The organism is Bacteroides zhangwenhongii, assembly GCF_009193325.2.
Classification (GTDB): domain Bacteria; phylum Bacteroidota; class Bacteroidia; order Bacteroidales; family Bacteroidaceae; genus Bacteroides; species Bacteroides zhangwenhongii.
The window spans coordinates 511,276-526,747 of sequence record NZ_CP059856.1 but is presented as its reverse complement, the minus strand read 5'-3'; the positions used below and the strand labels follow the sequence as shown (position 1 = coordinate 526,747).

Below are 15,472 nucleotides of genomic sequence, written 5' to 3'. Positions count from 1 at the left end.
CACTAACCCGTTAAACACTGAATACATGAAGATTCTGGTATTGAACTGCGGAAGTTCATCTATTAAATATAAATTGTTCGACATGACCACTAAAGAGGTGATTGCTCAAGGTGGTATCGAGAAAATCGGTCTGAAAGGATCATTCCTTAAACTGACTCTGCCGAATGGAGAAAAGAAAATCCTGGAAAAGGATATTCCGGAACATACAGTAGGAGTAGAGTTTATTTTGAATACATTGATTAATCCTGAATATGGGGCAATCAAGTCTTTGGAAGAAATCAATGCGGTAGGTCATCGTATGGTGCACGGAGGTGAACGTTTCAGTGAGTCTGTATTGCTGAACAAAGAAGTATTGGAAGCTTTTACGGCTTGCAATGACTTGGCTCCGCTTCACAATCCTGCCAACTTGAAAGGCGTGAATGCCGTTTCCGCTATTCTTCCTGACATTCCTCAGGTAGGTGTATTTGATACAGCGTTCCATCAGACTATGCCTGACTATGCATATATGTATGCTATTCCTTATGAATTGTATGAAAAGTATGCAGTACGCCGTTATGGTTTCCACGGAACTTCCCACCGTTATGTTTCAAAGCGTGTATGCGAGTACTTGGGCATAACTCCGGAAGGAAAGAAGATCATTACTTGTCATATTGGTAATGGTGGTTCTATCGCTGCTATCAAGGATGGTAAGTGTATGGATACTACGATGGGATTAACCCCGTTGGAAGGCTTGATGATGGGTACTCGTAGCGGTGATATCGATGCCGGTGCAGTAACTTTTATCATGGAAAAAGAGGGCTTGAATACAACCGGTGTTTCTAATTTGCTGAACAAAAAGAGCGGTGTACTGGGAGTTTCAGGCGTATCAAGCGATATGCGTGAATTGGATGCGGCTTGTAAAGCCGGCAATCCGAAAGCAATTCTTGCTGAAAAAATGTATTACTATCGTATTAAGAAATACATCGGTGCTTACGCTGCTGCATTGGGTGGTGTGGATATCGTATTGTTTACAGGTGGTGTTGGTGAGAACCAGTCACTGTGTCGCGAGGAAGTATGCAAGGGATTGGAATTTATGGGTATCGAGATCGATAAGTCTGTCAATGATAAGATTCATGGTGACGAAGCTGTAATCTCAACTCCTGCTTCTAAAGTGAAAGTTGTAGTAATTCCGACAGATGAAGAGTTATTGATCGCTTCTGATACAATGGATATCCTGAAGAAATAAGTTCATAAACTCCGGATATAGAAAAGGCGGCTCGGTGACGAAGCTGCCTTTTTTATTAGCTATCTTTCATGGTTCTCGTTTTTTTTACCTTACTTTGTATCTTGAAATAGAGCCATAACCGATTGATATGCGTTACTCCGTTATAATTCCCGTTTATAATCGTCCCGACGAGGTGGACGAACTGTTGAAGAGTCTGACTACCCAGCATTTCACAGATTTTGAAGTGATTGTGGTAGAAGACGGTTCATCTGTTCCCTGTAAAGAAATAGTAGACCGATATACGGATAAGTTAGATATAAAATATTTTTTTAAATCTAACTCCGGACCGGGACAGAGCCGTAATTACGGGGCAGAACGTAGCGAAGGAGAATACCTTATTATATTGGATTCTGATGTCATCCTTCCCGAAGGCTACTTCGATGCGGTAGAGAAGGAGCTTGCCGCTTCTCCTGCCGACGCTTTTGGCGGCCCCGACCGTGCACACGATTCTTTCACTGATATTCAGAAGGCAATCAACTATTCCATGACCTCTTTCTTCACGACCGGAGGCATTCGTGGCGGAAAAAAGAAGATGGACAAATTCTATCCCCGTAGTTTTAATATGGGAGTTCGCCGGGCAGTGTACGAGGCTTTGGGAGGTTTTTCAAAGATGCGTTTCGGTGAGGATATTGATTTCAGTATCCGTATATTCAAAGGTGGTTACATCTGCCGTCTTTTTCCTGATGCCTGGGTATATCATAAACGTCGGACTGACTTGAAGAAATTCTTCAAGCAGGTGCATAACTCCGGCATTGCCCGTATTAATCTTTATAAGAAATATCCGGATTCTCTGAAACTGATACATTTGCTTCCAGCGGTATTCACATTGGGAGTAGCACTTCTATTATTAGGAACCCCCTTCTGCCTCTTCAGTTTCATGCCGATCATTCTCTATGCATTGCTCGTATGCGTTGATTCTACTATTCAGAATAAAAGTCTGTCTATTGGCGTTTATTCCATTGCCGCTGCATTTATACAGCTTATAGGCTATGGTACAGGCTTTTGGCGCGCATGGTGGCAACGTTGCATCAGAGGGAAGGATGAGTTTGAGGCTTTCCAAAAGAATTTTTATAAGTAGACTCTTTTGTCTTGTTTACTGTGCCGCTTATTTTTGCTTCAAAGAAAAGTTGTCTGACATCCGGGTCTTGGTATGTCTGACACCCGGGTGTCAGACAACTCATTCTAGCATTAAAAAAAGAAGATGCTTATAATCAAATTCCTTTCCGTTACCTCTATCATTAAATAAAATAAGCCTATCTTTACACTCTCAAAACATTGCAAATGGAAAGTGGACACAAACTATCCATCAACCAATGGGCACTGGAGGACCGCCCAAGGGAGAAAATGATGGAGAAAGGAGCAGCAGCATTGAGTGATGCCGAACTACTCGCTATATTAATCGGCTCCGGAAATACGGAAGAGAGTGCTGTTGAACTGATGCGACGCTTGCTTCTGTCTTGTGATAATAATCTTAATTCCTTGGCAAAATGGGAAGTCTGCGACTATTCCCGTTTTAAAGGTATAGGACCGGCGAAGAGTATTACGGTGATGGCTGCATTGGAACTTGGAAAACGAAGGAAACTGCAGAGTATAAAAGAAAGGCCTCAAATCACCTGTTCAAAAGATATTTATGATATTTTTCATCCTCTGATGTGCGATTTGGAACAAGAAGAATTTTGGGCTCTTTTGTTGAATCAGGCAACGAAACTGATTGATAAAGTGCGCATCAGTACTGGTGGAATAGATGGAACTTACACTGACGTACGTACGATCTTGCGGGAAGCTTTGTTACAAAGGGCCACGCAAATAGCTGTTGTGCATAATCATCCATCAGGAAACATTCATCCGAGTCAACCGGATAAAATTTTGACAGAACATATTCGTAAAGCCGCCGACACAATGAACATTCGTTTGATAGACCACGTTATCGTTTGTGAGAGTCAATTCTATAGTTTTGCAGATGAAGGACTGCTTTAAATGAATTTATTCTTATATTTGTGATAGTCAGAAGTATTAGAACCAGCAAACGGTCACCATTTGGGACGTAACTTTTAATCAAAGGGTGTGTAAAAATTCAATTTTTGAAAATATGAACTTATAATTTGAACATCCTAAAAGACTAAATAAAGGGTTGTATCATTACTCAAAACAGAGTTTGATACGACCCTTTTAAATTTTATAGTTATAATTTATAACTTTTCGAAGTGGTCATTTTAGTTTTGATACGCCCTCCAAAAGTTATTTTTTAAGGGTTGACTAATTAACCATTCCAGTCCTGATTTAGATTTTAGAGTAGATTAATATTTGGAAGTGTTAAAAGGTCCTTTAGTTATGAATTCCCCTTTTTTAGCATGAATAATATATGTTCCAGGCTTCGATATAGCTATGAAATTCTGCCCTTCTATTAGTATATCAGTGGGATGATAAGCACTCACATAACATAAATCTTTGATAATAACCGCTTGCGCTTCCTGGTCATTGCGTATCACATGGATGGACTTATTGTCGAAATCTTGTACTTTCTGCTGTGTGGTGGCTGGAAGTGTCAGATAAATATAGGATGCGGGCACATCTTTACGATGTTTTAAATAGATAGAAAACAGGTCGCTTTTCAGAATTTCAGGTTTGTACATTCCCATGAAATCTTTCCATTGCCCTTCTTTGTTCTCGGTGACAGCTATGCAGGTATCTGCCTGTAATATAATATACCCTGTATTATCATGGAAGAACCGTTTCTTATCTTCCGACCAGACTTTGCCCTTGCCGAATCGTTGGTCGATAGATGTAATTATGGCAGCTGTACTGTCGGCATGAATGTTACTTCCCATACATAGTATATAATCATCGGTAAATATCCATGCTTTGTTTGCTTCCAGTTTGTTGCGTTTCAGTTGCATGGCTGTGATTCCTGTATTTTTATAGCTGACTCCTCCAACGTAGGAACTGTGATTACGCGAATTGTTGTCATTTGATTTTGAAATGGGAGCATTGCTCTCATAAGTGGTAATTCTGGGAATTTTTCTCCAGTCCCAAAAAGGAAAAATATTGTGATATTCGTCACCGCGTACGTAAGTATATAGTGAACCGTCGGCCATGTAATACCCTTTCAAATTATCTTCGTTCACTGCCTCTCGACCGATGACTCTGTCCGAAGCCATACGTACGGAAGCCATCCATTTGTGCGTACGGTGGATTGTGTAATCTGATTCCCAAAAATATTTGTTTCCTATGAATTCATTGGAGATCTGTGAAAATACAGAATTACGACGAATCATTTTTTTTATTTTCCGGGCAACTTCCGGTTCACTACTTTTCATTAACGAATATGCAGTGAAGAGTAGATAGAACCCCTTGTCAATATCTGCATTTCGGAATAACTGTCGGTTAAGTCCGTTTACATCCCAATAGCCTTGCCATACAATCCATTGATAACCTTCTAAAAGGAGAGAAGTGAGAATATTTTGTTGTTCTTTAGAGAAAGCAAGGGAAGTTCCTGCGAATAATTCCGAATAGAAACTCATGTTGGAGAGAAATGACAATCCGTAATTTCCGAACTGTTGTTGTGGTCCATGTTGATGAAAACTCCAGTCGGCTTTGATCCCTTCTCGTTGTCCGAGGATTATTTCGGAAGCGATGACTTCTCGCGCTTCTTTGGTCAAATTCCAGTCGTTTGTTAATAAAGCTCTGATTAGAACATTCCCTGCTCTCCAAACTTTATTTTGCCCTGTTCCACTGAAGGATGCATTGTCCATTACTTTGATTGCATCCCGTTTTTCCTGTTCGCTCATTTCATCCTCGAATAGTAAGAATGCGGGGCCAAGAGTACGTGGAATACCGATTTGGTTGTACCACCAGTTTTTGCATACCAATCCTTGACTGAACCAGAAATTCATTGTCCGATGAATAGCATCAGTCAACCGGTATGTTTCTGACGGTTTGAGAACTTGCCGTTTCTGGTAGTAATATTTGGTGAGTTTCAGAATCCGTTCTGTGTGTATTTTCGGTTCCCATCCTGAACGTTTGCTATCTGCGTAGTTGATATCTCCCCATGAACCGTCTGTACGGAGCGTGTTTGTCAACTGTTCGATTTCTTCGGGAGAAATAGGATACAGTTGTTGCAGTTCAATCACATTCTGGTCGGAAACTTCTTTTTCGGGCGGAATCATTGATAGCTTTTTGAGCAGTACTTCCTTGCCTTTGTCTTTTCCGACAATTGCGTTAATATAATTTCTTTTAATCAAACTCACTGAATCGTTGATTCTTTCCTGTGCATTGAGTGAAGATTTACATTGCAAACATAGAAACAACGATAGATAAATGTAATGGATAGTAGTTCTCATATTTTTATTGCATTATTTTTTACGGATAAATAATCAGCCCTTTATATGGCTTTTAAACATATCATATTTGCAAACTTCTTGTCCATATATTGAGTCGTTTATTGCCAATGTCACAGGCTTTCCCCAAGTTTTAAAATCAGTTGTTGATATATAGCAGGGCTTATAGTTGTTGCCTCGGAAAAACAAATATGTGCGATTCCCTTACTTTTTAATTTAACCTTTATTTATTTCTTTCACGACGGATTTGCCAGCCATTTCGCCTTGCGGCAATACGAAATTCGTGACGCTCTTGCCTCCTCCTTTGTGTGTCAGCGTAACGTTTATCTCTTTCAGTTCCACCGACTCGCATTGGGGATTGGCAACAGCCATTGTGCCTTTTTTCTCGTTCCAGACCACCACACAAGGAGCGTCTACAGCTATCGAATGGTCAGCGTCTATCGCCAACGTCCCCGGTTGATAGAACACAGCTTCCGTAATGTCCGATTTCTTGTTGCGCACTGCCTGTAGTATCTCTGTGTTTGCAAGTATCGCGATGGGATGTCTGTTCGCGTATCTGTCCGCAGCCTTGGCGGAGGTGTGCCTGGGCTTTACTATATAGGCATATTGCTCGTTGGCGGGCCTTGCTCCGTGGTCAATGTTGAGGCTGAACAGTTTGTTCATGCACCCTATTCGGAACTTTGATTGCGGCCTCAGGTTGAAATAGGCAACTCCTCCGTGCATCACCCAGTCCACATTGGAGGGTTGTGCCTCTTCTGTTACCACATGGCTTTTGCCTTTTGCACTGTACGTCACCTTCCCATCCATGTTGGTCTGATTCAGGGTGGTATAAATTGGGGCTTCCCTTTCTTCTGCGCTTATACCGCTTCCGAGACATACATATTCGTTGTCAAAGTAGAACCATGCCTTGTGGGCTTTCACTCCGCGACGCTCCAATATCATTCCGCAGGCACCATATGTGCCATCATCGGCACCACCAGCGTAGGCGTGCGTGTTTCCCCCATTCTCTCCCCAAAGAGGAATGGGCAGGGGCTTGTCGTCCTGCTCGGCGGTGATGCCCGGAAACTGACGGACGTTCATTTTCTTGAAGAAATCTCCTTCATACTCCTTACCGGTGACAAAGAGATAGTTCACTCCGTTACTACTGCAATAGTTCAACTCGCCGTCTCCATTCCCCGCTTCATTACCTACTGTGCGGGTGGAGGTCATTCGTGAAGAGGTCATATATCCCTTTCTGCGATGCACCATATAGTCAAATCGCCAGAACATCCGGTTGCCTTCTAAACTGTTCTCGCCATGAATACGCTTGGAGACAAGGCGTGTTTTGGGAGAGGTATTGCTCAACTTGTTCAATCGGTCTGCCAGATTTTCTGTATCCTTTGCCCCACTTGTCGAAGAAATAAAGCGACCGGCATGATTGGGGTCGTGATGTCGGTTGAAGAAGATCCACTGTACACCGTTTATAAACAACTCTTCTATCAGTTTGACTCCTATGGCTTGAAATCGTGTGCCGTCGCAGAACTCTAAATAATAAATCACGGAGTTCACAAATTCTTTCCCGTAATTGGCAAAATAGAGTTGCCTTCCACCGCCACAATGTTGGGCGAACAGATAATCAGTCAAGATGCCATTTTGTGACTGGATGGTTAACAATTCGGACATGATATTCTTAAATTCGATCATTACCTTCTCATCTTCATTCAAGACAGCGGCGGCAAATGCCCCCATCACTATGTCTGCCCCATTGGCTCCCTCTTTTCCCAAGTTGTTTCTTTTCCCAAGCTTATATTCAAAATAGAGATAATCGGTCACCTTTTGAAACAAGGATGCATTTTCTTTGATTTCATTTGCCATTAATACTACACTAATCGACAGCTCCTTAGGATAGGCAATGGAACGAAACCACCAGTTTTTAGCTCGATGGTCTTTTTCTATCCAGAATGCCAGTGCCTTCAAATAGTTCGACTTCAGGGTTTCGTTGTGATAATATAGGTTTTTCGGATGCGTATATGCGGTAGCCATACCAATAATATTCTTGACATGTTGCCTGGGTTCGCCCCCTGTCGATTGGTAATTGATGTCTTTGAAACTTCCATCGGCAGACAGTTTGCCCAATATATTTTCTACGCTTTTCGTTGAGGGATTGTGCGAATAAGCGGTAAACATTCTGTTGTAGATGGTTTCAAAGTCGGACGTGGCATGAACTTGTGCGAGACCTCCTAAACATACCATCATCATGCAATATATGCTGAACAGTGCTCTCATTCGTTTATCTTTTATTTCTTCCATTTTTTACGTTTGTCTGGGTCGTGCATCATTAGCTTATACGTGTCTTGAGGCACTACCTTGCTCTTTTTTTGATACGTCCGCTTGCCATCGCCTATGACAAAGAAACTATCCACTAATCTTATATTTTCGATAGATGAGCCTATCATGACACTGAATTCCCCCGGCTCGATTACCTTTTCGTTCTTCTGGTTGATGAGTATCAGGTCGTCCGGTACAATGCTGAAATTGACAATTTTAGATTCGCCCGGTTGCAAATGGATACGTTCAAATCCACGGAGTACTTTTTCGTAAGCCGTGGTGGAGCTGATGACGTCGTTGATATAGAGTTGTACCACTTCATCGCCCGCTACATTCCCGGTGTTGGTAATACGGCAAGAAACACGCACATTCCCGGTCTTTGTATATATGCTGTCCAACTTCATGTCGCTGTATTCAAATGTGGTGTACGAGAGGCCGTGACCAAAGCAATACAGTAATCCCGCTACTCCCGCACCATTGGCAGGCTCGTCATTTGACCCCGGTTTGCAAGGAATGTTCATGGGCAATTGTCCTACCGAACGCGGCCATGTGCTGTTCAACTTACCACCAGGATTATACTCTCCTAACAAAGCCTCAGCAATTGCCATACCCCCTTGTGCTCCGGGGTAGGGAGCCGCAAGAATGGCAGAAGCATATCGGTCAGCATAGTTGATGGCGGCAGGGCGTCCCCAAATCAAAACCACAACTACCGGTTTGCCCGTAGCTATCACAGCTTTCAACAGTTCTTCCTGGCGTCCCGGCAAATCCAAACTGCTACGGGTACGATTCTCTCCGGATGTGGCGATTCCATCTCCCAATACCAGCACAGCCACATCGCTTTGGTTGGCCAAGGCCACGGCTTCATCAATACCTTTTTGTTCGGATGCAGAAATAGGTTCAGGGAAAATTTCCGTCTTTGGCCATCCTTCATTGACCAACTCTACGCCTAAGGTATAATTCACTTCGATGCCCTTGCGCGCTCCCAACTCTTTTAATCCGTCATATACGCTGACAAACTTATAATCAGCAGGACCATAATGGGTGGGCACATAATTGCAGGTATTCGCGTTCGGTCCGATCAATGCGATTTTCCGTACATTGTCGGCAAAAGGCAAGGTCTTGTCGTTGTTTTTCAACAGCACTAGGCACTCTTTTGAAGCGCGTAACGCGGCTTGGAGATGTTCGTCGCATTTCAATACCTGTTGCGCCTTCTCTGCATCTCCGGTATAAGGATTGTCGAAAAGACCAATCCAAAATTTCACATACAACACTTGCGACACTAATTCGTCCAGTTTCTCTACCGGAAGACGTCCTTCTTTCACTAATGTACGGATATGGTTGATGTATATGTCGGGAGCATCAAAACGAGTACGAACATTCAGCCCGGCTTCCAAAGCCTTCAGGGTAGCTTCCTCGAGATCTTCACTTACATAGTAGAAATTGGACAAACGTTCGATGGCATAGCTGTCGGACACCACATAGCCTTTGAACCCCATTTCCTTACGTAACTTATTGGTCAGGAACTCATAACTTCCCGCCATAGGATCGCCGTTGTAATCGTTCAACGCACACATCACTCCCAACGCACCGGCCTCCGCAAAGACTTTACGGAAAGGATATTCGTGTATGTAATACATTTCGGAAGGAGTGATATGCGGATCTGTACGAGAGAAGTTCTGCCGTGCTCCCTTGCAATCTCCATAACCTACAAAGTGTTTGGGAGAAGATACCACGTGTTGCTCTTGAATACCCTTTGCCATACCCACACCTAAGCGTGCCACCAAATAGGGATCTTCACCGATGCTTCCTTCAAAGCGCCCCCAACGTTGATCGCGCACCACGTCCAAGATAGGTGCGTACACATTGGTATATCCCAATGCACGTGCCTCTTTTCCCTGCACTACACCTTGTAGGTAGGCCAACTCTTTGTCCCACGTACATCCCAAGGCATTCATCGATGGAAAACTGGTGGCATGGCGGGCTGCCAATCCTCTGATGCCTTCGTTGGTGAAATCAACGGGAATCCCCAAGCGGGTATATTCCACAAAGAAACGTTGAGTCTCACGGATGGTTTTTGCCATGTCGTATGGAGTCTTGTTTTCTTCAATCTTTTCGTGGGAGATAAACTCGTCAAGATTGCAAATTCCGTCTTTCAACACCATATTCCTCCATTCGGCTGTAGGCAGACTGTCCTTCAAACACTTTTTATAACCATAGTAAGTGGCAAGTTGATTAGACTTCTCTTCCATAGTCATCTGGCTTAACAGATCAGCGATACGTTTCTCTATCGGTTGTGCTGGGTCTTCGTACACGTCTTTTTTTCCGTTTTTGTTGAAATCTATCCAACTTTTGTGGTAGATTTTGTTTTTGGGAGGATAAATTTTAGTAGATTGTGCACCGACTGTATTGATATTTAATACTAATAGAAAAAAAAGCATCAATTTTATATCCATAATAGTGAAATTGTCTTTTAGTTATAAATTTAGGAGATAAAGAAGGGGGAGACTGAAACGCTTTGATAGAAAGATATTCATCTCCCCTCTAAGACAGTTGATTTTACTCTTTAAGCACAACAGGATACAGCGTACCGCCTGTAGGATTCGGATATTCTTGAACTTTTCTGAAATTGTTGTATTTCTGTTCATCGTTATAGCCGTTTTCCCAAGGGCCGATATAAAGTTCGTCGTCCGACCAAGGCGTGTTGCCTCCACGGTTCTCTTCCAGACATCTGTTGCGGTAGATGAAGTTCTTGCCGCCCACATGGTGCTGGTTAGACCATGGGCCCATGATGGCTGTATAGTTAGTGCTTAATGTTTTCGGTACCATAATCCGGTTGTGTTCTACCAAGTTGTCGCCACCGTCGTTGACGTGGAACGAGAATTCCTGACGAATGTCGTTCTTATAGAACACATTGAACTTGGATGTTGGATTCTGCATCGTGACGTGACGGATGTGCGTCACCTTGCAACCGGTAATCAGGTGATGGTCACCGTCGATGAAGAAGTACCCCTGAGCGCCCCCATCTTTATTGTAGGCACCGTCCATCTCGACATCGCGGACAGTGTTTTTGTATCCGTTCATCCAAATCGGATGAGAAGCACTGTTCACAATCTTCACATTGTCTACGTATGAATTACGTATATATCCTCCTTTGTCATTACCGGTCATATCAATCATTTTATGTCCGCCCTTGTCCTTCAAGGTTTCTTTCATCAGGCTGGGGTCGGGGTCTGTAGTAGTCCAGTCACCCTTTAACGTCAGATTGCGAACGCCACTGCCATTTGCATTATATAATGACACATTACCGTCATCCTTTATCTTGATAATCACTCCGTCACGGCTTTCGCCCACCAAGGTGCAACTTGAATATATGCGTACACTCTTATTGAATACATATTCTCCGTTTTTCAGATAGATGATTCGTTGGCGGTACTTATTTCCGGTGTTGTTAATGTAATCCAAAATATCGTCTACAGAAGTACCACCCTCGAACTCCTTGATTTCGCGACCGTCGGACATGATAGTTTTCAATGAAGGAATACCGCCTTGCACACCGGCATTCATCCATTCCGTTATCTTGGCTTGATAGATGGGGTCTACACGAGTCATGTCGAATGTCACGTCCGGGTCGCCCACACGTACTTTCGTCTCCCACGGTTCACACTGCGACACCCGATAGGTCTTGATTTTCTCTTTTCCCGATGTGTTTTTCAGCGTAACGGTAGCCATCCGGACAATACCTGTTTCATTCGGTTGGATAGTGGCTTTCACCTCTACGCCTTCCTTGTTTGCGTTTCCATTCTCCTTGTCGAATGTAATCCAATCTACATCGGTGCTCAGCACCCACGGTTCGTTTGTTGCCACTTGAATCATGCGGTCTTCGCCTTCCGGCGCAAAGTCAGCGGGCAAGCCCTTCACGTTAAACGCATACGACTTTTGGTGCACCTCAATGATATGGTTATTCAGGATGGAAGGAGAATGCACGCCAATCTTCGCCATGCGGTCTTCGCCCGTATGGTTGTCGTCCACCGACACCTTTACCTGGATGTAACCTTCTTCTTTCTCCGTCTCCACTTTACACCAATCGCGGTTGCTCTTCACGGAACTGTTTATGGGACTCTTCACCGTGAAGGTGATGGGATACTGTTCTGTAAGTTCGGCAGTCACTTCGTATATGCCTTCTGCCTCTATCTCAAACTTGATAGTCTCGTTCGCTGTGTCATCGTCATTGCACGAGGTCAATGGCAGCACCAGAGCTGCCATTGCTACATATTTGAACATTGTTTTCATTCTACGTTTTTTTATGATTTAATTTGCTTTTTCCAATACAAATTCGTCAAACCAGAATTGGACAGGTTCGCTTGAAACCAATTTGCAACTGGTTGCACCAAATTCTCCTGTAGTATGAGGCTTGAACACCAATCTCACCAATCCGTCTTTTAAATCATTTTCAGGAATATCCAATGTAATGGAATATTTCTGCCATGTATTTCCCACATATTCCAACATGGTTGGATAGAGAGAACCGGAACCCTGTTTGATAACTGTTTTGCCATTCTCATTCGCCAACGTCTTATAATTTCTGTAATCCTTAACCGAAACATCTGCCAAAGTGAAACTTAATACAAATGACGATACCGGCTTATCGCTTTTGACATAGAAACTCAACGTATGTTTGCCGACAGAAACACCATCAAAAGTCAATCCCACATCTGTACTCCACCAATTAGGTATTTTCGGACTCTTAAAGCTCAACGAGTGCTTGGTATTGTTTGCTCCGTTTGCATCATCCACAAAGAATTCAGTGCCGGCACCTTCTAGTACATTCCAACGATTCCGATACTCCAGCATCCTTTCGTTTTCCAACTTCCATCTTGGTACTATTACAGGTGCCTCCGTATCGGAATAGGCTGTTTCCAAATCACCGTTCTCTATCAGATTGACAGTTTTTCCCTCTTTATCTTCGTCATCTTTCTCCTCGCTATCTCCATTGTTAATCTTCGCATAATAACGAACGTATTCCACTTCCATCTGGGCAGGGAAGACGGTCTCGTCAATTTCCCACTTCCCCCCCTGTGTACCACCGACAGCAAGGTTCATCGTTAGATAGAACGGTTGGTCGAAAGGCCATTGCTTGTATGAATCCGATTCCTGGTTCCGCTGGTAGGTCAGTACGACCTTATTGTCGAACAGGATTTCGATGCTGTTCTTTTCCCAAACCACAGAGTAGAGGTGGAATTTGGAATCCAGCGTGTTGGAGCTACACGAAGAAGCCGGACGTTCGTCCACTTTGTCCAGCGTGTTTTGCGTATGGATGGTCTGATACACCGAATTGTGCTCGTCTTCATCTCCCCACACATACTCCATGATGTCGATTTCGCCATAACCGTCTTCATACACGTTTTCCGTAGGTATCAACCGAAAAGCCGGAAGTATTCCCCGTCCTGTAGGTATTTTAGCGGCAATGTCAATACGTCCGTACTGAAAGTCTTTTTTCATTTGCGATTTCACCGAAGCCGAAGAAAACTCAAAATGATAAGGGGCTCCCATTCCGTCAGTACCATCGTGCGGGTCTTTGAACGCGTGTAGCAGCAGTTTCCCATCTTCCACCCGCGAGTGGCTCAGATCTGCCTTCTTGTAATCCTGAAGTTCTTCATTGCGTTGATAACCCTCTTCGTAGCTCCACACTTTATCATCGGGCAGTCCGTCTTCTTCAAACTCTTCTGCCCATGCCAGTTCATAACCGTCATACTGCACAGCGCGCTCCAACGTATGCGTCGGGCAGTTCACCGTGATTTCATCGGTGCATGCTCCCAACATCAGGGAGCATGTTATTATCATTGTATTTAGTTTCATAGTCTATAACTAATATAAATAACTCTATAAATTTTCTTACCAACCCGGGTTCTGAGTCAGATTGTCATTGACGAAGCTCTCCTTTTGAGGAATGGGATAGAGATACATCTTGTTCTCCCATACACGGTTCTGTACAAGCTCTTTCTGATAGGTGCCGTTCTGCTTTTTCACCCCATAGATATTCTCCACAAGATTGCCTTCTTTCCAGCGACGGATGTCCCAGAAACGATGATCTTCGAAAGCCAGCTCAATGCGGCGCTCTTTCTTCACCAATGTCCTGAATTTGTCTTTATCCGTTTCCGTATATGCAGGCATGCCTGCAGCCACGCGCACCTCGTTCAGCGCTTCCAACGCCGATTTCTTGCAATAATAGTCGGTGTACGTCGGTCCTTGCCATTCGTTCAGCGCTTCCGCATAGTTCAGCAGAATCTCCGCATAGCGGAACACCGGATAGTGATGAGGCTTCTTCACCGGTGTCACCGGACTCAGCGACACCGTCTCGTTCATCAGTTTCTTCAAGTAGTAGCCGGTGGTAGTGGCTCCTTCGATGGGCATACCGTTCTTGCCGCCTTCCAGCGGTTCCACCACCTGTCCCATATACTTCATGCCATCGCAGATGACGTTCAGATAAAGACGCGGGTCGCGGGTCGGCTTCCCTTTTTCATCGTAATACATCTCCTCCACATGCTTCGGATTGTTCCAATCGAACGGTTCACCGGTGAGGAAGTCAAACTCGTCCACCAAGTTTTGTGTCGGTGTGTTTCCACCTTTGGCTCCTTCAAAGCCCATTGGCAGGTTGCGTGCCTCGAACGTATTACTTTCTCCGCCTCTCACTTCCCAAATCAGCTGTTTGGAGTTGAGTACTCCATTGCCGCCATCTTTATGATATAGCGGGTCTTCGGTGATTTTAGGCATCGAATAGAGCTTCAAGGCAATCACATCATGGGCGGCCTTGGCGGCAGCTTCCCATTTGGCGGAAGCGTTTCCGTCGCCGGCAAACAACGGGCTTGCCGCATAGAGCAACGCCCGCGAACGGATGGATAAAGCTATACCTTTAGTGATGTGTCCGGTTTCACCGAACAGCTCGTTTTGGTTTAGCACTAGGTCGGGCAACAGGCGCTCGATTTCACTGTTCACAAACGCGATGATGTCATCGAACGAACTCTTCTCTACTTGGTTAATTTCATCCAGCGCATACGTACGGGTCATCAAAGGCACATCCCCATAGCGTTTTGCCAGCTCAAAGTGGTAGTAGGCACGCAGCACTTCCACCTCTTTCATATAAGCACGTACCTTTTTGATGTTGTCGGCATAGTTCTTGTCCCATTCATACCGCTTGAGGTTCTCTTCCGAGAAGTTTTCCATCAGCGAGTTGGCATCGTGAATCACCTGATAGAACTCGCTCCAACGGTCGTCTACCAACTTGATAGGACTCCAGGCGTTGGAATAGATGTACCACACCGCATTGTTGGTCCATGTGTACACCGCATTGTCTGTGGCGGACTCTCTCAACGCATCACTGATTTTCCCCCAATCGGATGGTACCGCGCGATACACACCGTTCACCATGCGGGTAACATTGTCAAAATAGGCGTATGCTTCCTCTTTGTCCATGCCCGACGACTCGTCGAAATCGAGAAAATCACATCCTGTCAATGCAAGGGAAGCAAACAATATCGTATAAATCTTCTTTAGTTTCATTGTCATC

Annotated in this window: 9 protein-coding genes; 3 read left to right on the top strand and 6 right to left on the bottom strand. The window is 44.1% G+C overall.

Annotated elements, in window-relative coordinates:
• Positions 1-25 precede the first annotated feature (25 nt).
• The 3 genes from GD630_RS02080 (at position 26) to radC (ending at position 3,241) form a co-directional block, all read left to right on the top strand.
• Positions 26-1,225 (top strand): acetate kinase, encoded by a 1,200-nt coding sequence (locus tag GD630_RS02080; RefSeq protein WP_007755020.1) that lies wholly within the window; start codon positions 26-28, stop codon positions 1,223-1,225.
• 127 nt (positions 1,226-1,352) lie between these two features.
• Entirely contained in the window at positions 1,353-2,342 is a 990-nt protein-coding gene (locus GD630_RS02075) for a glycosyltransferase (protein WP_143867520.1), read from the top strand.
• A 203-nt stretch (positions 2,343-2,545) separates the two neighbouring features.
• On the top strand, positions 2,546-3,241 hold the full coding sequence (gene radC, locus GD630_RS02070; RefSeq protein ID WP_143867522.1) for a RadC family protein: 696 nt from the start codon (positions 2,546-2,548) through the stop codon (positions 3,239-3,241).
• A 320-nt stretch (positions 3,242-3,561) separates the two neighbouring features.
• On the opposite strand, the gene GD630_RS02065 is transcribed toward radC, so the two are convergent.
• The 6 genes from GD630_RS02065 to GD630_RS02040 all read right to left on the bottom strand — a co-directional run bounded on the left by GD630_RS02065 (position 3,562) and on the right by GD630_RS02040 (position 15,465).
• Positions 3,562-5,604, bottom strand: coding sequence for a polysaccharide lyase family 8 super-sandwich domain-containing protein (locus GD630_RS02065; protein WP_143867524.1), 2,043 nt, complete (start codon positions 5,602-5,604; stop codon positions 3,562-3,564).
• Positions 5,605-5,817: 213 nt separating this feature from the next.
• A complete protein-coding gene (locus tag GD630_RS02060; protein ID WP_143867526.1) occupies positions 5,818-7,890 on the bottom strand; it encodes a polysaccharide lyase family 8 super-sandwich domain-containing protein in 2,073 nt (690 codons plus the stop codon).
• Entirely contained in the window at positions 7,878-10,361 is a 2,484-nt protein-coding gene (locus GD630_RS02055; protein WP_143867527.1) for a glycoside hydrolase family 3 N-terminal domain-containing protein, read from the bottom strand. Before GD630_RS02055 ends, GD630_RS02060 begins: the two co-directional genes overlap by 13 nt.
• Positions 10,362-10,464: 103 nt before the next feature.
• Positions 10,465-12,198 (bottom strand): BACON domain-containing protein, encoded by a 1,734-nt coding sequence (locus tag GD630_RS02050; RefSeq protein WP_143867529.1) that lies wholly within the window; start codon positions 12,196-12,198, stop codon positions 10,465-10,467.
• A gap of 18 nt (positions 12,199-12,216) precedes the next feature.
• Positions 12,217-13,749, bottom strand: a complete 1,533-nt coding sequence (locus tag GD630_RS02045; protein WP_182505687.1) for a glycoside hydrolase family 16 protein — start codon at positions 13,747-13,749, stop codon at positions 12,217-12,219.
• 51 nt (positions 13,750-13,800) lie between these two features.
• On the bottom strand, positions 13,801-15,465 hold the full coding sequence (locus GD630_RS02040) for a RagB/SusD family nutrient uptake outer membrane protein (RefSeq protein WP_143867533.1): 1,665 nt from the start codon (positions 15,463-15,465) through the stop codon (positions 13,801-13,803).
• Positions 15,466-15,472: the final 7 nt, after the last annotated feature.

Bases quoted from the DNA above. Each gene is read 5' to 3' on its own strand.
- GD630_RS02080 (WP_007755020.1), top strand. From the start codon at position 26: ATGAAGATTCTGGTATTGAACTGCGGAAGTTCATCTATTAAATATAAA.
- GD630_RS02075 (WP_143867520.1), top strand. From the start codon at position 1,353: ATGCGTTACTCCGTTATAATTCCCGTTTATAATCGTCCCGACGAGGTG.
- radC (WP_143867522.1), top strand. From the start codon at position 2,546: ATGGAAAGTGGACACAAACTATCCATCAACCAATGGGCACTGGAGGAC.
- GD630_RS02065 (WP_143867524.1), bottom strand. From the start codon at position 5,604: ATGAGAACTACTATCCATTACATTTATCTATCGTTGTTTCTATGTTTG.
- GD630_RS02060 (WP_143867526.1), bottom strand. From the start codon at position 7,890: ATGGAAGAAATAAAAGATAAACGAATGAGAGCACTGTTCAGCATATAT.
- GD630_RS02055 (WP_143867527.1), bottom strand. From the start codon at position 10,361: ATGGATATAAAATTGATGCTTTTTTTTCTATTAGTATTAAATATCAAT.
- GD630_RS02050 (WP_143867529.1), bottom strand. From the start codon at position 12,198: ATGAAAACAATGTTCAAATATGTAGCAATGGCAGCTCTGGTGCTGCCA.
- GD630_RS02045 (WP_182505687.1), bottom strand. From the start codon at position 13,749: ATGATAATAACATGCTCCCTGATGTTGGGAGCATGCACCGATGAAATC.
- GD630_RS02040 (WP_143867533.1), bottom strand. From the start codon at position 15,465: ATGAAACTAAAGAAGATTTATACGATATTGTTTGCTTCCCTTGCATTG.